Origin of the sequence: Flectobacillus sp. BAB-3569 (genome assembly GCF_002270355.1) — a bacterium.
GTDB lineage: Bacteria > Bacteroidota > Bacteroidia > Cytophagales > Spirosomataceae > Flectobacillus > Flectobacillus roseus.
The window spans coordinates 188,835-207,254 of sequence record NZ_NJFZ01000020.1 but is presented as its reverse complement, the minus strand read 5'-3'; the positions used below and the strand labels follow the sequence as shown (position 1 = coordinate 207,254).

Genomic DNA, 18,420 nt, shown 5'->3' with positions numbered 1-18,420 from the left:
CGTATTCCTTAATTCTTAAATTTATAACTAATGAAAAATTCATTAAAGCACATCAATGAAATAGTCCTTACACAAGGTACCTTAACAAAAGAGGGAATTAGTTCGCTTCCTACCGACTCAGAAAACCTAATATTTTGGGATTTATTTGACAATTTTGCTCCTTTATCGATTGACAGACAAAGAGATTTTGCAGATTTGACTGAAGGTATTCCGTGGTCCTTTAATCTTGAAAAAGGAACCATCATGTTTGAAGATTATACTTTTCCGATGCAAGTGTATGGTTCGTTTTCAAAATCAAGTGGAACTTGGCTTTGGGCATGGGAAAATCAACATCTGCAACAAACGCCAAAAATTATTGCCAATTCCCTTTTGTTGAAACAGTTGGGAGAGCGCTTTGATATTTCTCACCTTACAGTGCCTCAGTACGATTCAAATCAGAATGAGTTGTATGATTTGGGACTCATCGCTTGTGGTATGTTTGGACAGGATGGCTTTTTCTTGGCAGATTACGGGCAAGGTATAATGCTGTTAACAGTAACCTTCTCAGAGGAAATTAAGGAAGAATTTGAAGAAATAGGAATCGAGCGTGAAGTAACAGTCATTGGGGAGTTTTTGGAGCAATATGAGGTCTCTAATCAGGTGGATGCCCTAGAAGCATATCTCTATCTTAAAGGCTTCAAAGTTACCATTGCCAACCAAGAAATTTTGGCTGAGGCCGAGGGGAAATTTATGAAGATTGGTTTCAATGAAGATAATTTTCTGACATCGTTGAACACAGAATTATAAATTGTAACTAACTTCAAAACTGATGACCACCAACTCACATTCCGACATTCAAGAAATTATACAACAAATCCTCAAATTTAGAGACGAAAGAGATTGGGCACAATTTCACGATGCTCGCAATCTGGCGATGTGTCTTAACGTTGAAGCGTCTGAACTTCTGGAAGTTTTCCTTTGGAAAAATCCTGAAGAAGCTAAAATCGAGAAAATAGAGGAGGAGTTGGCGGATGTATTTTACGCGGCATTTTTATTAGCTGAAAAATATGGTTTTGATGTAAAAGAAATCATTGAGAAAAAGCTTGTGAAAAATGCTGAAAAATATCCCATAGAAAAGGCATTGGGTAGCAACAAAAAATACGATGAGTTATAAAAAAAACGGCTAGAAATTTCTAGCCGTTTTCTGATTTTTTAGCGTTGGTTTTAACCGAATTGAGGTAAATGAATATCCACCAATTGCTAAATCTACATTTTTCCCTGATAATGTAATGACACCTTCAATTGCTTGAATCGTAAATGATACTTTGGTGAATTGAGGGCTTTTAAAGCTTTGTGTTCTTTCTATAAATTGTTTTTTGGATAATAATGTAAGTAAATATAAATATTTTATTGTATTAAATTGATACAATGACAAAATCTTTATTTTTTAATTATTCCATCACCTTCCCCACAAACCTGTGTAGCCTGTTCTGGAATTTGAATAAATTAGAGGAAAAAAGATGCTACAACGATTACACTTCATTTTCCTATTTAATTTACTCTCTTTGACAATCCTTGGACAAGCGAACCAATGGATACGAATCAATCAGTTGGGATATTTGCCCAATTATCCTAAAGTGGCGGTTTGGGTGAGTAAAGACCTACAAGTGCCGAGTACTTTTGAGCTGATAGAGGTTAAAACGCAGAAGGTCGTTTTTCAATCAAAGACATTGGTTTCAACAGGAGCTTATGGCCCTTTTCAATCAACTGCTAGATTAGATTTTTCAAGATTCAAAAAATCAGGGACTTATTTTATCAAAACTTCTCAAGCTCAATCGCCAGTTTTTCGGATAGATGCAGAGGTTTTTAGAGGATCGGCCGATTTTATTTTGAAATATATGCGCCAGCAACGAAGTGGGTATAATCCTTTTTTAAAAGATTCATGCCACCGAGCTGACGGATTTATTGTGTATCATCCCGACCCTAAGAAAGATTCGACACACCTCGATGTATCTGGAGGCTGGCATGATGCATCCGATTATTTGCAATATGTAACAACCTCCGCAAATGCTACTTTTCAAATGCTATTTGCCTACCAACAAAATCCTGAGGTGTATCAAGACCTTCATGACGCTTGGGGAAATGTGGGTAAAAATGGCATTCCCGATATTTTGGATGAAGCCAAATGGGGTTTGGATTGGCTAGTGAAAATGAACCCTGCACCACACGAGTACTACAACCAATTAGCCGACGACCGTGATCACAAAGGTTTGAGATTGCCCACCCTCGATAAAGTACAATACGCCACCAATCAGGGATTAGCTCGCCCAGTGTATTATATTACTGGAAAAATTCAAGGTTACAAACATAAAAATCGTACAACTGGGGTAGCTTCAACTGTTGGAAAATTTGCTTCAACGTTTGCTTTAGGAAGTGAAATTTTGACAAAATATTATCCTCAATTTGCCGAATCCTTGAAAGCAAGAGCCTTAGACGCTTACACTTTTGGCAAAGAAAAACCTGGCGTATCGCAAACAGCGCCAGGAGGTGCGCCGTATTTTTATGAGGAAGACAACTGGGTCGATGATATGGAATTGGCAGCTACACAATTAGCCAAAATAACCCAGAAGTCCGAAATCTGGCAAGAAGCTTCACAATTTGGTCATCAAGAACCCACCACACCTTGGATGGGTGCCGACACCGCCCGACATTACCAGTGGTATCCTTTTGTCAATTTAGGACATTATTTTATGGCAAAAGAAGCCAAGGACAAGGCTTTTATTAATTACATGGAGTCAGGTTTGGAAAAGGTTTTTCAGCGAGGAAAAAATACACCATTTCTCAACGGGGTGCCATTTGTATGGTGTTCCAATAATTATGTGGCAGGTATTTTAACACAAGCGATTTTGTTTCGACAATTGACGGGGTCAACCAAATATCAGTCTATGGAAATGGCGCTGTGTGACTGGCTGATGGGGTGTAATCCGTGGGGAACAAGTATGATTTGTGGGTTTCCGACGTCTAAACTCTCCCCAACAGATCCACATTCTGCATTTACGCATTTATACAATTACAAAATTGATGGAGGCTTAGTCGATGGCCCAGTTTATGGTTCTATTTGGAGTAAATTGATAGGAATAACCTTATACCATCCAGATGAATATGCTGATTTTCAATCAAAATTGGCAGTGTATCATGACGATTTTGGCGATTATTCGACCGATGAGCCAACAATGGATGGGACAGCTAGCTTGTCATTTTTACTTTCTTTTTATGAAAAAGAAGGGCGTAAATTGCAAGCAATAAACAACATTCAATCACTAGGCGGAATTGTACGTTTGGATACTACTAAAAAGGAGATATATCTGTGTTTTACGGCACATGAATTTAACGAAGGTGCTTCGACTGTCTTAAAGGTTTTGCAGAAAAAAGGTATCAAAGCTAATTTCTTTTTGACAGGGGATTATTTGAGAAATCCATCTTTTCAAATGACTATTAAGCAATTGGTTCAACAAAAGCATTATATAGGCCCCCATTCAGATAAACATTTGTTATATGCTTCTTGGGAGAAACGTGATTCCTTATTGGTGGATAAAACAAGCTTTATGAACGATTTACAAAATAATATATCTGAAATTGAAAAGTTGGGTGTTTCATCCTCTCAAATCAATTATTTTATGCCAGCTTACGAATGGTATAATCAAAGCATCAGTGATTGGACTGCAGAAATGGGTTTGAAGCTCATCAATAATACCAGCGGAACTTCTTCACAGGCAGATTATACAACTCCCGACGCTAAAAACTATCTAAGTTCGGACGAAATCTATAGAAGAATTCTCAATTTTGAAACCAAGTCTAGTACAGGACTGAATGGTGCTTTATTGCTCACACATATGGGCGTTGGGGAGAAGCGAACCGATAAATTTTATGATAAACTAGAAATGCTGATTACCGAATTGCAGAATAAAGGATATAAGTTTGAGAAGCTAAAATAAAATCTTTATTTTTTTCTTAACAGGGTGCGACTTTAGTCGCACCCTTGTTTAATTAAACTCGAATTCTTATTCTTCTGCGCCAATTTTGCCAATCTCTTTATCCAAAGCAAATTTTCCAGTAGCACTTTCAACATCAATCAAATCGAATAATTCCAAAGCACGACGTGCGTTTTTCTCTTCTTCTCTTTGTTCTACCACGTACCACATCATGAATTGTTCAGTAGCATAATCATTTTCTTCACGACATTTTGCCACGATTTTATTGATGGCATTTGTCACAGAAATTTCACTTTGAAGAGCCGCTTCAAATACACTTTTGAAGGAAGGATATTCTTGAATAACTTCTCCAATCGTTGGAGTTATTGCAGTACCACCAACTTCGTTAATATATTTAAAAAGCTTTAAAAAGTGTTCACGTTCCTCTTCTGCTTGAGCATAAAGATACTCGGCAGATTTTTCGAATCCATTGCGGTCGAGCCATGAAGCCATCGCCAAATACTTTTGCGAAGCTTCTGCTTCCATTTTACATTGCGCGTTTAGAGCAATTTCGATTTCCTCCTTCAAAGAAGTTCTCTGTCTCATCAAATCTTTCATATCCTTTTGTAGCTTAATTAGTTATCACAATATTAATAACATAATTAGGATAAAAGTTTTAAACTTGGGGATTTTTGATAAAATTTGGAATTATTCTAATTATATTTAGTACATACTCGTCGATTACCTCTCTTAATAGCCATTTTTGAAAGAATAGATTTAAAATTATTTCAGCCACTGCAAACAATACCTTATTTAATTACTATTATGAGAACTAAAGATGATGTAAAAGAAAAATTGATTTTGGAAAAAGCATTATCAATGATTTCCAAAATTGGTCTTTCTGGATTAAAGATGAGCCTTCTCGCCAAGGAGGTTGGGGTCGCCACTGGTACAATTTATATTTACTTCAAGGACAAAAAAGATCTTATTGACAATCTCTACGTTTATTTGGTCAAGAAAGAAACTGAGCTTTCTTTTGAAAATCTGCCGCAGGATGTTCCCTTTGAAGAGAGATTTAAGGCAGCTTTGAGCAATTATATGAGTCGCGTTGCCACGAATCCAGAGGTACAAATTTTTTTTGAACAGTATGCTCGTTCCCCGTATAATGAGGGAGACAATGATACGATTATTGCTGAGGAGGATAAGGCTTTAAAGCCACTTTACGAATTGATAGAAACAGGTCAGGCAGAAGGCTATCTGAAAAAGAGCTCAACTACCCTTATCCTAATTATGCTATGCGGAGCAGTCGGGGAATTATCTGTACAATTACATACCTTGAGCCCCAAAGAGATAGAGGAATGCATCGATATGATGTGGGACGCTATTGCGATTCATTAATATTGGTGATGCGGCACATTCGATAATTTTCTTCTCCAAAACACGTCATTTTATTTAAACTTCTTAAATAGGATGACCTGTTTTGGAGAAATATTTTATCAACAGCACTTATCTATTTAATCATTTCGCTGTGCTTTCTTGACAATAGTTTTCACCACATCATCTAACTCCTGAGCCGAACCTTTTAGGTCTGTAAGAAGTTGTGCTGTTTCTTGGTCTAACTCTGCCTCTGTTACTTCCAAAAAGTCGACTATCCCAAGTATTTTGGCCAATGGCTGTCTTACAGCATGGGATTGAAACCAGGCAATCTCCTTCAACTGATTAGATTGCTGGTCGATTGTTTCCATTTTCTGAGTTAATTCAGAAATATCTTTTGCAAAACAAGCGACCCCAGTAACATTACCTTGATGGTCATAAATTGGATTGAAATTCACGATGGCTCTCAAGCGCTTCCCAGCAGGGTGGTAGGATGCCAAGTCCTCAATCGCTGAGTGAGGTTCTCCTTGCATACAACGCTCATAGTAGGCACGCCATTTTGCTTTGACGGCTTCACTAAGTGATTCGCGTGCGGTAGAAGTATCTAAATCTACGGGATTACCCACCAGATCTGATAACATTTCGAAATAAGCTTTGTTGGCAATGGTCAAATTGTACTCTTTATCAACCGACCAAATTAATTCGTTGGTGGCGTTTATAATGGCTTCTAAATTCTTTTGCATAGTGGCAATTGCGAGACTGTGTTCTTTTGCAAGAGTTATGTCACGAATATACACGGATAATCCTTCATTTGAAGGATAGGCTGTAGATTCTATCCAAATATTTTGTTGGGAAAGGTATGTTTCCAGGAATAAGGAGGTATGTTTTTTGCTAGCCTCTTCAAACATTGTCGCTAATTCTGGAGATAATTCTTGAAGAAGGCTTAGGCAATTTTGATTCAAAACGGCCTCTTTCTCAATGCCTAAAATTCGTTCAGCAGAAGCATTCCAATAGTTTACATTCCATGATTTATCTACCGAAATAAATCCATCGGTGATACTTTCGAGCATATTTCGAGTTTGCTCGGCATTTTTCAGAATCAAATCTGTTTGAGCCTTCAACTCTGTTACATCTCGTCCAATTACAAATACTTGTTTACCATTTGGGTCTGGAACGGCCACCCAAGCAAAATGACGATAAGTGCCAGCTTTGGTCTGATAACGATTGGCGTGTGCTCGAATGATTTCACCTTGGTAGAGTTTTGCAATTTGCTGAGCCGAAGTTTCTAAATCATCAGGATGAATTAAATCTGTGAATCTTTTCGACTTCAATTCCTCTACCGAAAATCCAAGTACATTCGAAAAGGCAGGATTGGTTTTTACTAAAAAACCATTTTTATCTGCTATACAAATTAAATCTGCCGAGTAATCGAATAAATTTGAAAGTTCTTCTCTCGCTTTCACTTTCTCAATGAGATTTCCTAAGCCGCCTGCAACCTTGGATAAAATACCTGTCAGGTAAGAATCATAAGAAACTTCTTGGTCGGTAATCAATATAATGATTCCTACAATCTGATCACTATTGGGAGCTTCGAAGATAGGAATCGAAACGGCGGTATAATGAAGATTGGGGTCTAAGAGCTCTTGGCGAGTAAAACTTTCATGATGATACAGGTCGTTGAACCAATAGGCCGATTTGCTAATCCATGAATTATTAGAAATACTTTTTTCGGTGAAACCTCTTGTTCTATGGCGAGAAGCTTCAGCAAAGTTGACAAACTGCGCATTATTAGGGTTTGCCGACGAGCTGGCAAGAAACAATAATTGATTTTGAGAATCGGGTAACCAAAATTCTACGTTTTCCCAACCTGTAAATAATCTAATATTGTTACTGATAGCGTTTAAGGTAGCTTTGAGCGTAAAGGAATCTTTGATAGAAGAGAGAATTCTACTGTTTAACTCATTTTCTCTAACCTTGAGTTCAGATTCCGTGACGTCATTAAAAATATGTAAATGGATGCCTTCCCTAATATTGGCTAAGGCGCGCCAAGAGGCAATTTTGGTATCGTTATGGGTTGATTTTAGTGAAATTTTACCCTCATGTTTGCCGATCGCATGAAATTTTTCCCACAAACTGTCAAAAGGCGTGTTGAATTCAGGTTTTACAATTTCTGCAAGCGACTTGTTTTGGAGAAATGTCTTTGATGCATTAAAAAGCTCCTCGGAGGCGCTATTGACCTCTAGAATTTTACCTTCGCTATCGGTTAGCAGAATTGCATCGGAAGAGTGCTCAAAAATTAAGAAAAGTTGTTTTGAAGCAACGTTTTTTTCTTGTTCCGCCTTTACCCTTGCAGTCACATCATGAGCTAATACTAATACCGCATCAGTTCCTTTGTATATGGTTGGATGTGAGGTAAGCTCTACATATATAAGCTGTCCAGATTTGGTATGATGTGTAGCAAACTGATCAGAAATGAGAGGACTGTCTGTTGGGGAATTGCCAACCAAATCTTGAATTGAAAGTTGGTAAAACTCCTTTAGCGTATATCCATACTTTTGACAGGCTGCTTGATTTACTTTGATAAATTGTCCATTTTCCACATTGTATACCCACATAGGGAGTGGATTAGCATCAAAAAGTTGCTTATAATCGTTAGCAATTTTCTTGAAGCGACTTCTCAAAACCTGTCTTTCTTTTGCAAAAAATAAGTTTTTCTCTATATCGTTTTGTAAAAAATCATTCCATAATATGCAATCTTGAGCTCCTGCCTGTAGAAAATTTCGTTGAATTGTGGGGTCGATAATTCTACACAAAATTATGATAGAAGAGTTTCCAAATGTATGGCTTAAATGATCTGTTTGTGAGAAAATATTAAATTCTGATGTTTCAAAATAAGAAGCATCTATGAAAATAAAATCAGGCTTGGATTTAATGAGTGTTTTAGAGAAAATATCGTCAGCTAAAGCAAAAGTCCCCGAAGTACCTATTTCCATACTTCTCAGTTTTTGCTCTATTTGGAGGATATTTTCTTGATTATCACTAAAAGTAAGGGCTTTTCGTAATATCATATTGGCGGTGATTAAGTAGTAAGCCTATACGTCAAATATACATCAATTTAAGGAAGAAAGCGTCGTTTTGGGTAAAATTACTTTCAATTAGTGAAGATTTTTCCGTGTGAGTGTCAAAAAATTATGTTACTATCTCAGATGACTTTTTATTCACCTGTAAAAACTCATAATAGATTCCTTGATAATCAGTATATTTAGTTTTTAACCCTTCAAAAACTATGAAAAGACGAGATTTTATCAAATATTCTTCCTCGGCTAGTCTGTACTACTCGAGTTTGCCATTATTGCCTGCATTATCTTCGAAGGTTAACAAATACAAAACGGCTCTTATTGGTACAGGTTGGTGGGGAATGAATATTCTTCGAGAGGCCATCAGAGCAGGTGAGTCACAAGTGGTAGCCTTGTGTGATGTCGATGAAAATCAATTAAACAATGCGCTAAAAGAGGTTTCTTCCTTGTGTAGCGACAGTCCGAAGCGTTATCGTGATTTTAGAGAATTGCTTCATCGAGAAAAACCCGAAATAGTGATTGTGGCAACGCCCGACCATTGGCATCCTCTGATTGCGATTGCTGCGATGGAGATTGGGGCAAATGTATATGTAGAAAAACCCATCGGGCATACCATTATGGAAGGACGTGCTATGGTAAACGCCGCTCGAAAATATGACCGAATTGTGCAGGTGGGAACACACAGGCGAGTTTCTCCGCATAATATTTCAGGCATGAATTTTATTCGTTCAGGAAAAGTAGGACAGATTGGTATGATTCGGGCATTTGTGCACTATGGCGGAGGCGCGGGTACGGTAGTTCCTAATTCGGAAGTGCCTCAAGGATTAGACTGGGATATGTATTGCGGTCCAGCGCCGTTGATTCCCTACAACAAGGTTATTCATCCGAAAGGATTTAGACAATTTCTCAACTTTTCAAATGGACAACTTGGCGATTGGGGAATACATTGGATGGATCAGATTCTTTGGTGTATGGAAGAAAAATATCCTCGAAAGATTTACTCAACCATGGCACGACATATTCGCAAAGACAATACGGATGCGCCAGATATGCAATTAGTAAATTATGAGTTTGAAAACTTTCATGTTTCATGGGAGCATAGGTTATTTGCAGCCAACGAAGCCGAGCGCACCAACGTCGGTTGTTACTTTTACGGCACAGAAGGTACTTTTCACATGGGTTGGCAAGATGGCTGGACTTTTTATCCTGCCAATAAAAACAAACCAATTTTGCATGAGGATCCAGTCCTTAACAAACCCGATGACCAGAATATCCGTGAGTTATGGCAAAATTTTCTGGCGTCTATCAAAAGCCATAAACTACCACTTTGTGATATTGAAATAGGACACCGATCAACTAATATGAGCTTGTTGGGTATGCTTTCTGCCAAGGTAGGACGCCGTATTATTTGGGATGGTGAGAAAGAAATTATTCTCAATGACCCAGAAGCTAACAAATTATTGAGAAGAGAATATCGCAAACCTTGGGAATATCCTTCGGTATAATTTTCTTCATTTTCACAGGCGTGTGAGTTGCCTCGCACGCCTGTGAAAATGAAGAAAAGCTTAAATCCAAGTAGCTTATTTATCTGCTCAAGTATTTGTGAATGCAAAGATCAGATCATTAAAAATTTACATTCACACTTCAGTATTATTAAGTAATCGTGCAGAATAAGATTTAGTCTTTTAGTGACAAGGCAACAGTCACATTACAAAGAGTGTTAAAATGTTTTTAACGACCACGGACATGCATTTTTCCCATAGCCAATCGCCGAAAGCCGATATTTGAAAGCTCAAAGCACAATCTTACACTTTATTTTGAGTACTAACTTACTTAAGTATTAGTGCTGAATTATGAGTTGTGAATTGTGAATGTAAAATTTTAATTATCAATATCTTACATCTCCAATTGATTAAATCTAATTCTGCACGATCACTTAAGCTTTTTGTCCAAAATGCTTTTCCAGCTAGAATATACAGATTGATATTGTTCTTGTAATTCTTTTTCAGGCTCTACAGTTCCTATTGATTTCATATTTTCGAAGGCTTCTTTTGGCTGAGCAAAGAATCCTTTTCCAATACCAGCGCCCAAAGCTGCACCTTTTGCACCGTCTGTATCATACAACTCAACTGCCACGCCAATGGTATTGACTAACGCTTTTGTAAATATGTCACTTAAGAACATATTGGCCTTTCCTGCACGAATAACAGTAGGAGCTGTACCTGTTTCTGCCATAATGTCAACCCCATATTTCAAGGAGAATGCAATACCCTCTTGCGCCGCACGAATCATATGGGCAGTGGTATGCACATTAAAGTTTAGCCCAGTTATGGTCGAATGAATAGTTTTGTTTGATAATACTCGCTCAGCACCATTGCCAAAAGGTAAAATATACAAACCATTAGCCCCAGCCTTGATGGCAGATGCCGCATCATTCATTTGGCTATACGACCAGTGTGGAGCCACCTGATCACGCATCCAACGATTCAGGATTCCTGTACCATTTACACATAGTAATGTTCCCAAACGATTAAGACCATCTAATTGGTGATTGACGTGTGCAAACGTGTTGACACGTGACAGTGGGTCATAACTAATTTGGTCAGATACAGAATATACTACCCCTGAAGTGCCAGCAGTGGCAGCAACTTCACCGGGTTCCAAAACATTTAAGGATAAAGCATTGTTAGGTTGGTCACCTGCTTTGTAACATACAGGAGTTCCAGCTTGCAGTCCTGTCATGTCTGCCATAGAACTACTCACCTCCCCATGATTCGAAAATACAGGCTTTAATTCCGGCAAAACTGTTTTAGGGAAACCATAATATTTTAGAATATCCTCAGAAACAGTATTTTCTTTAAAATCCCAGAAAATGCCCTCAGAAAGCGCTGAATTGGAGGTAGTAATTGAATTGGTGAGTTTCATCGCAATAAAATCACCCGGAAGCATAATCTTATACACAGAACCATACACGCGTGGCTCATTGGTTTTTACCCAAGCTAGTTTTGAAGCCGTAAAATTCCCAGGAGAATTGAGTAAATGTGACAAACATTTTTCCTCACCAATTTCTTGAAATGCCTTATTCCCAATTTCCACAGCACGGCTGTCACACCAAATAATAGATGGGCGAAGGACACGATGGTCTCTATCTACCATGACCAATCCATGCATTTGGTAGGCAATACCGATGGCTTGAATATCTTTAGGGTTGTATTTGCCCGAATTGTTACAGCGCTTAATGGCATTTACTGCGCAATCCCACCACATTTCAGGATCTTGCTCTGCCCAATCTGGGTAGGGTGAGGAGATAGTGTTTTCGGTATCAGGGTATTGAGCAGACGCTACTAATTGACCTGTTGCGCCATCCACAACCGAAGCTTTAATGGAAGAAGTACCGATGTCGATTCCTAGTAAAAGCATAGAGGAATATATTAAAGATTGCTTTTTTTATAAAAAACAGGATAATTGATATAAATTATCCTTCTGAACAAAGATAGAAATTTTTTTATTACTGTTCTAATCTGTTCTATGTTTTGCGGTATTTTTCATGAAAAATATACTTTACAAAAAAGTAGCTTAACTTTAGTGAAATTTTTACGAACCACAATTTTAATTGAGTAAAGAATTTCTAACCCCTGATAATAATGAATATTGATTGCCCTGTGATAGAGATTGAAAATTTGAGTATGAATTACGGTGAAAAGCAAGTTCTAAAAGGACTAAATTTAACGGTAAATCATGGTCAAATTGTTGGATATATCGGACCAAACGGAGCAGGGAAAAGTACTACGCTAAAGACATTGATTGGGATGATAACCGGATTTTCGGGCAAGGTGCGAGTGCTTGGATATGATATCCGAACGCACTCATTGGAAGTGAAACAGAAAGTTGGTTATGTTCCAGAAAATGCCCAACTATACGAGCAACTCACCCCGCTTGAATATTTGAGATTTGTGGGTCGCCTCCACAAAATGCCTGATCATAAAATTGCAAATATTTCACCTAAAATGCTTGAAGTATTTGAGTTAGGAAATATGGCTGATCGACGTATGAGTGTATTTTCGAAAGGCTCAAAACAAAAAATCCAATTGATCGCAGGCATGATGCATAACCCTGACTTGATTATTTTAGATGAACCTTTGTCTGGATTAGACCCCAACGCTGTTTTGCTAGTCAAAGAGATTTTAGGTAAATTAAAACTTCAAGGAAAGACGATCTTTTATTCATCACATTTAATGGATGTAGTGGAAAAAATTTCGGACAGAATTATTGTCATCAATCAAGGAGAAATCATCGCTGATGGTACTTTCGAAGACTTACAGCAAAATGCCACAGGTTCATTGGAATCTATTTTTAGTAATTTAACAGGAAACACTTCAAATATAAAAGATAATGCAGAGTTGTTTATTTCGGTGTTGGATGATATGAAGTAAATGATTGGGGCGCTTCCTACATTTGCTAACACATCGAAATTGCTCAGGATGTTCTGCAATCCTTCTTTTACACAAACTGGACTATGGTTAAATTTATATTATATTTTTTAGATAAATTTCGTTGGTTTTTTATAAATATCGGTGTCGATTACACCTCACTTCGTGCTATCCTCGAGGTAAAACTATTAATTGAAACGAGAGGCTTTTGGATCAAAAACCCTAAAGCTTCACAATCAGCGCCAAAATCGGAAGAGGACGAAACATTTCCTTTTGAGTCAGAAATAGAGGAGGAGTCCAATCATCGCACGTTTCTGAAAACTTCTATTATACAAGCCGTTTTTAGTTTCCTGTATGCTATCGTAATATTCTCTGTTAAACAGACGGTATTTAATATGCTGTTGATGTGTTTTACTTATATGATGTTCATGATATGCTTCAATATGCTTGCCGACTTTGCAGAGGTACTTTTTGATAATCAAGACAATACAACTTTACTCTCAAGACCAGTCGACCCCAAAACAATCTGGATTTCTCGATTACTACATTTACTGATTTTTCTGGGTCTCCTAACGTTTGCAAATGCTATTGGGCTAGCAGTTGTTCTTGCCCTAAAAATGGGATTAATGGTAGGAGTGTTCTTTTTGATTAGCGTGAGTTTTTTATGTTTGATTTCCGTCTTTATTTCCAGTGGACTTTATATTTTTCTATCAAAACTAGTTAATCCTGAACGGTTTAAAGATATTATCATTTATGTACAGATTTTCTTTACGCTCAGTTTATCAATAGGTTATCAGTTTATTTCTGGACAATCCAAAATTTCGGTAAAAGATATTTTTCTGCCTTCGAGTATAAAAGTATGGCACTATTTTGCACCCCCTGCGTGGTACGCTCACATTATCGACAGTTATGTGTACCATGTCAAAGACTGGCATCATTTGAATTTTATCTTTCTGGGAGTATTGTTCCCGATTATGGCAATGGTGCTTATTAATAAGTATTTAGCCCCTTTTTTTGCCAATCGACTCACTTCTATACAATATTTTGCCACGGTTGATACACGCACCTCTTCGGCCAAACTCCTGATTAGAGATTTCTTCAATAAGATTCATAAATTATTCAAACATTCTATTCTTGAAAAATCTTCATTTGAACTAGTTTGGACTATTATTACAAGAGATAGAAGGTTCAAACTACGAGCTTATCCGTCTTTAGGTTTGTTGATTCTCTTTACCATTCGTTATTACAACGATACCTTGACAGTGGACGTAAACAGATTGATGATTCTTTATTATACCACCTTTACACTTAGTATGATTGTGCAACAAATCTTTTTGTCGGAAAACTGGAAGGCATCTTGGATATATCAGATTATGCCGATCGAAAATCCTGGAGAGTTACTCGTAGGGGCTTATCGTTCAGTTATTATTCGCTTTATTGTGCCACTCTATATTTTGATTACCACAATTATGTTGTTAAAAGAAGGTATCGCTTGTTTAAAAGATGTGTACCTCAATATTTCAGTAACATTATTATACATCGCCATTAGTGTTTTTAAAGAAAGTTTCAGACTACCATTTTCTGTAGAGGCATCCAATTCAAATGCAAAAGGGAATAATTGGATAAGATTTTTTAACCTTATCTTTGTCATGCCAATGATTGGTTTGATTCATTATTATATTTCAAAGACCTTGGTGGGAACTTTAGTGATTGCCACAGCCTTTTCTATAATAGCAATCATTTTGTTTCAACAGTATAAATTTATTTCTTGGGAAAGAATTAGGCATTCGTAATAATTTCCCTCTACAAAGGCATGGGTGTTTTGAAAATCACTAATTTGACAAAAGTATATGATGAACGAGTAGTCGTAAACAATATTTCGCTCGAAGTAGCTCCCGCAGAAATTTTGGCAATAGTAGGTGAAAGTGGTTCTGGAAAGACTACTTTACTGAATATGATTGCGGGAAATATTCGTCCTGATGAAGGAAAAATGTGGTTAGATAATCAGGAAATTGACCTATATTTCAATAGACTGATTCGAGAGTTACCAGATATTAAACTCGTTCCTCAAGACTACAAACTAAAACCCGAACACAAGATTTGGGAAAATATTGACCTATCTCTTACCAAATATACTCGTGAGTACCGCCTTGAAAGAGTAGCTGAATTACTGGACTTATGCGGAATTGCGCACATCAAAGACAAAAAGCCAAAGGATGTATCAGGTGGCGAAAAACAGCGAACTGCTATTGCAAGAGCCATCGCTGAAGAACCTCAAGCTCTTTTGCTCGACGAGCCATTTTCTAATTTAGATTCCATCAACAAACAGCATTTACGACAAAATCTGGTTTCTTTGATCAAGCATGAAGAAATTGCTTGCCTTTTTGTGACGCACGACATGATTGAGGCACTTTTGGTTGCTGATAGGATAGGAGTGATGCACAAGGGCGATTTGCTCATGTTGGGAACTCCCAAAGAGATTTTTTCTCAAACGTCAAATCCTTACATAATCTCATTTGTTCAGGCTGCAATAGCTCCAATAAAAGAATTTTACCATCAATATCTAGACAAATAATAAATTTTGGTCGATTGATTTGCCAAATAATTCAAAAATGTATTGTCAAATCAATTTCCCTTGTATAATTTTGGACCGAAATACATATTTGGTCGAATCGTATGACTGACACACTTCCAAAAGACGAAATCATCATCAAAGAGGTGATCGAAGCCGCAAAAGTTTTGTTTCAACGTTATGGTCTCAAAAAGACCACAATGGAGGATATTGCCAAATTTGTAGGTAAAGGAAAAAGTACTTTATATTATTACTTTCCAAGTAAAATTGAAATTTTTGAGGCAGTTATCGAAAATGAAATTCGAGAGCTGTTCGAATCTATCGAAATTGCCGCCTCGAAAGAAGTTACGGCAAGACAAAAATTGAAGGTGTATTGGTTGACCCGTCTCCAAAAACTTGAGAAGATGTGTAATCTTAGTCAGGTACTCAAGGAGGAGATTATGGATCATGCTATTGCTATTTTTAATCTGAAAAGAAAACATTTACACGAAGAGTTGGCCTTAGTGAAAGGGTTTCTTATTTTCGGTATTGAAAACGAAGAATTTCGTCCCGAAACAGAGGAGCATATTGAGGTGCTCAGTCGTGTAATTGTGGCTTCATTGCGAGGATTTGAGTTATCGAATATGGAAGTATTCGAAATGGAGAAAGATTATATTCGTCATATCGATTTCTTAATCGATACTTTTATTGGTGGTATAGGCATCAACTCATCACCAGTTTAAGCCTACCGAAAAATAATTTTTTAGAATTTCTGATTCAGTTGAAACTTTTTTTTCTAAATACTGTTTTATTTAAAGATTCTTCTTCCTTTTATATTTCCAACATATATCCTTCCACTAAATTCAATTAGGCTATTATACATAAGCCTGATTTTTTTAATAAAAATTAGACCGAAATACGAAATCAGTCGATGGGTTTTGTCTTTTTGTCTCTAAAAAAGTTTTTTTAGTCGCTTTTTGGCACATTCACTAAAGTAAAGTATAAGTTAAGATTGTCATAGCTTTAATGATAGTATCTCGGAATTTACTAAGTTGCATTTATAAGAACAATTCACCATATATTACAAATAGATTATGAATATGAACCCTACGGTTTCGGCTGCTACAGGAAAACTTGGTATTTTGATGCCAGGAATGGGAGCGGTTGCTACAACGTTTGTAGCAGGCGTTATTGCTTCTAGAAAAGGATTAGCACATCCGACAGGTTCTCTTACTCAAACAGCAAATATTCGCTTGGGTAAAAGAACAGAAAAGCGTAATCCAAAAATTAAAGATTTTGTACCCTTGGCTTCGTTAGATAGCATCGTTTTCGGAGGATGGGACGTATATGGAGACAATATGTTTGATGCGGCGATTAAAGCAGGTGTTTTAGAACGTGGTATGGTGGAGTTGATTCGTGAAGATTTAGAAAAAATCGTACCAATGAAGGCGGTTTTTGATAAGCGTTATGTAAAAAACTTGGAAGGAGATAATGTTAAGCTTCAAACAAGCAAGTTAGAATTGATTGAAGAGTTGATGGCAGACATCGAAAACTTCAAAATCGCCAATGATTGTGAGCGTTTGGTAATGGTATGGTGTGGTTCTACCGAAATCTACCATGAAGCAAAAGAGGTACACGCTTCATTGGCAAATTTTGAGGCTGGTTTGGCAAACAACGACCCAGATATTGCTCCTTCAATGATGTATGCGTATGCAGCAATCAAGTCAGGAGTACCGTTTGCAATGGGAGCACCAAACTTGTGTTTGGATATCCCTGCGCTTGAAGAGTTAGCTGCCCTTACGCACACACCTATTGCAGGGAAAGACTTCAAAACGGGTCAAACTTTGATGAAAACCATTGTAGCGCCAGGCTTGCGTGCTCGTGCATTAGGTGTACGTGGTTGGTTCAGTACCAATATCTTAGGTAACAGAGATGGCTTGGTGTTGGATGCGCCAGAGAACTTCAAAACCAAAGAAGTATCGAAAGGCAATGTGTTGGATGGTATCTTAGACGCTGAGCAAAATCCTGAATTATGGGGTGATATTCACCACAAAGTTCGTATCGAATACTATCCGCCACTTGGTGACAACAAAGAAGGTTGGGACAATATTGATATCTTTGGTTGGATGGGCTACCAGATGCAAATCAAAATCAATTTCTTGTGCCGTGACTCTATTTTAGCAGCTCCAATCGTATTGGATTTGGCCTTGTTCCTTGATGTTGCAAAACGTGCAAACTTGTCAGGTATTCAAGAATGGTTGTCATTCTACTGGAAAGCTCCACAAACATTACCAGGCTTGGAACCAATCCACGATTTGTTTAAGCAATTGGAAAAATTAGAAAATACACTTCGCTATTTAATGGGTGAAGAATTGATTACAAATCTAGGGATGGATTACTATGAAAATGTAGAGGAAGACGTAGAATTGTAATTTTCTAAAAAGTTAAAAGTAAGCTTGTTAATTTAATCAAGCTTACTTTTAACCAAACACAAACTAAGTGCTGTCAATTTTCTTTCTTCCTTAGTAATAAGGCAAATGGCACTCTTTCCAATGAATCATCAACGATTACATATTTTCATAGCGTCAGCGCTTGGGATTGGTTATATACCCAAAGGTTCTGGTACGTTTGGAGCCATACTTGCTTGCTTGGGCGTTCTTGGATTGAACGCACTATTCCCCTCGGATACCTTGAGCTATCAAGGTGTTTTAATGGGACTTACTATTATTTTTCTCTTTATTGGTCGTAAAGCATCTGAGGTTACAGAACTGATTTGGGGCGAAGATTCTTCTAAAATTGTGATTGACGAAGTAGTGGGACAATGGCTTAGTTTGTGCCTGATACCTTTCTCGTGGACCAACTTGATATTAGGATTAGTTCTATTTAGAATTTATGATATTTTCAAACCTTTTAATATCCGCTCATTCGAGAAATATGAAAAAGGTTGGGGAGTTATGCTAGACGATGTAGCCGCTGGTATTTGGGCCAATTTAACCTTACAAATAGTACTTCTTCTCTTTAACTTTTATGTATAAATA

14 protein-coding genes are annotated in these 18,420 nt (G+C 37.3%); 11 read left to right on the top strand and 3 right to left on the bottom strand.

Annotation, left to right across the window (positions count from 1 at the left end; genetic code table 11):
• The first annotated feature begins 30 nt into the window (after positions 1-30).
• From BWI92_RS18920 to BWI92_RS18905, 3 genes are all read left to right on the top strand, one after another.
• Entirely contained in the window at positions 31-786 is a 756-nt protein-coding gene (locus BWI92_RS18920) for a DUF6882 domain-containing protein (protein WP_095165642.1), read from the top strand.
• 22 nt (positions 787-808) lie between these two features.
• Positions 809-1,153, top strand: coding sequence for a nucleotide pyrophosphohydrolase (locus BWI92_RS18915; RefSeq protein ID WP_095165640.1), 345 nt, complete (start codon positions 809-811; stop codon positions 1,151-1,153).
• A 346-nt stretch (positions 1,154-1,499) separates the two neighbouring features.
• Positions 1,500-3,974: a glycoside hydrolase family 9 protein gene (locus BWI92_RS18905; RefSeq protein ID WP_095165635.1), complete on the top strand. Its 2,475-nt coding sequence runs from the start codon at positions 1,500-1,502 to the stop codon at positions 3,972-3,974.
• A gap of 66 nt (positions 3,975-4,040) precedes the next feature.
• Here the strand turns inward: BWI92_RS18905 and BWI92_RS18900 are convergent, their stop codons facing one another.
• Entirely contained in the window at positions 4,041-4,568 is a 528-nt protein-coding gene (locus tag BWI92_RS18900) for a ferritin (protein WP_095165632.1), read from the bottom strand.
• A 207-nt stretch (positions 4,569-4,775) separates the two neighbouring features.
• Between BWI92_RS18900 and BWI92_RS18895 the strand changes: the two genes are divergently transcribed.
• Positions 4,776-5,348: a TetR/AcrR family transcriptional regulator gene (locus BWI92_RS18895; protein WP_095165629.1), complete on the top strand. Its 573-nt coding sequence runs from the start codon at positions 4,776-4,778 to the stop codon at positions 5,346-5,348.
• A gap of 116 nt (positions 5,349-5,464) precedes the next feature.
• On the opposite strand, the gene BWI92_RS18890 is transcribed toward BWI92_RS18895, so the two are convergent.
• On the bottom strand, positions 5,465-8,392 hold the full coding sequence (locus BWI92_RS18890) for a PAS domain S-box protein (RefSeq protein WP_095165621.1): 2,928 nt from the start codon (positions 8,390-8,392) through the stop codon (positions 5,465-5,467).
• 218 nt (positions 8,393-8,610) lie between these two features.
• On the opposite strand from BWI92_RS18890, the gene BWI92_RS18885 reads away from it, so the two are divergent.
• Positions 8,611-9,906 (top strand): Gfo/Idh/MocA family protein, encoded by a 1,296-nt coding sequence (locus tag BWI92_RS18885; RefSeq protein ID WP_095165618.1) that lies wholly within the window; start codon positions 8,611-8,613, stop codon positions 9,904-9,906.
• Between the two features lie 427 nt (positions 9,907-10,333).
• Here the strand turns inward: BWI92_RS18885 and BWI92_RS18880 are convergent, their stop codons facing one another.
• The gene (locus BWI92_RS18880; protein ID WP_095165615.1) at positions 10,334-11,821 is read right to left on the bottom strand and encodes a xylulokinase; all 1,488 of its coding nucleotides are present in this window, start codon (positions 11,819-11,821) and stop codon (positions 10,334-10,336) included.
• Positions 11,822-12,045: 224 nt separating this feature from the next.
• On the opposite strand from BWI92_RS18880, the gene BWI92_RS18875 reads away from it, so the two are divergent.
• The 6 genes from BWI92_RS18875 (at position 12,046) to BWI92_RS18850 (ending at position 18,417) form a co-directional block, all read left to right on the top strand.
• On the top strand, positions 12,046-12,834 hold the full coding sequence (locus BWI92_RS18875) for an ABC transporter ATP-binding protein (RefSeq protein ID WP_095165612.1): 789 nt from the start codon (positions 12,046-12,048) through the stop codon (positions 12,832-12,834).
• Positions 12,835-12,917: 83 nt separating this feature from the next.
• Positions 12,918-14,624, top strand: coding sequence for a hypothetical protein (locus BWI92_RS18870; RefSeq protein WP_095165609.1), 1,707 nt, complete (start codon positions 12,918-12,920; stop codon positions 14,622-14,624).
• A gap of 29 nt (positions 14,625-14,653) precedes the next feature.
• Positions 14,654-15,406 (top strand): ABC transporter ATP-binding protein, encoded by a 753-nt coding sequence (locus tag BWI92_RS18865; RefSeq protein WP_176464483.1) that lies wholly within the window; start codon positions 14,654-14,656, stop codon positions 15,404-15,406.
• 101 nt (positions 15,407-15,507) lie between these two features.
• Complete coding sequence (locus tag BWI92_RS18860; RefSeq protein ID WP_095165604.1) at positions 15,508-16,125, top strand: TetR/AcrR family transcriptional regulator; 618 nt, start codon at positions 15,508-15,510, stop codon at positions 16,123-16,125.
• A gap of 357 nt (positions 16,126-16,482) precedes the next feature.
• Positions 16,483-17,814 carry an inositol-3-phosphate synthase gene (locus tag BWI92_RS18855; protein WP_229363322.1) on the top strand — a complete coding sequence of 444 codons (1,332 nt, stop codon included), beginning with the start codon at positions 16,483-16,485 and terminating at the stop codon, positions 17,812-17,814.
• A 120-nt stretch (positions 17,815-17,934) separates the two neighbouring features.
• A complete protein-coding gene (locus BWI92_RS18850) occupies positions 17,935-18,417 on the top strand; it encodes a phosphatidylglycerophosphatase A (protein WP_229363314.1) in 483 nt (160 codons plus the stop codon).
• Positions 18,418-18,420: the final 3 nt, after the last annotated feature.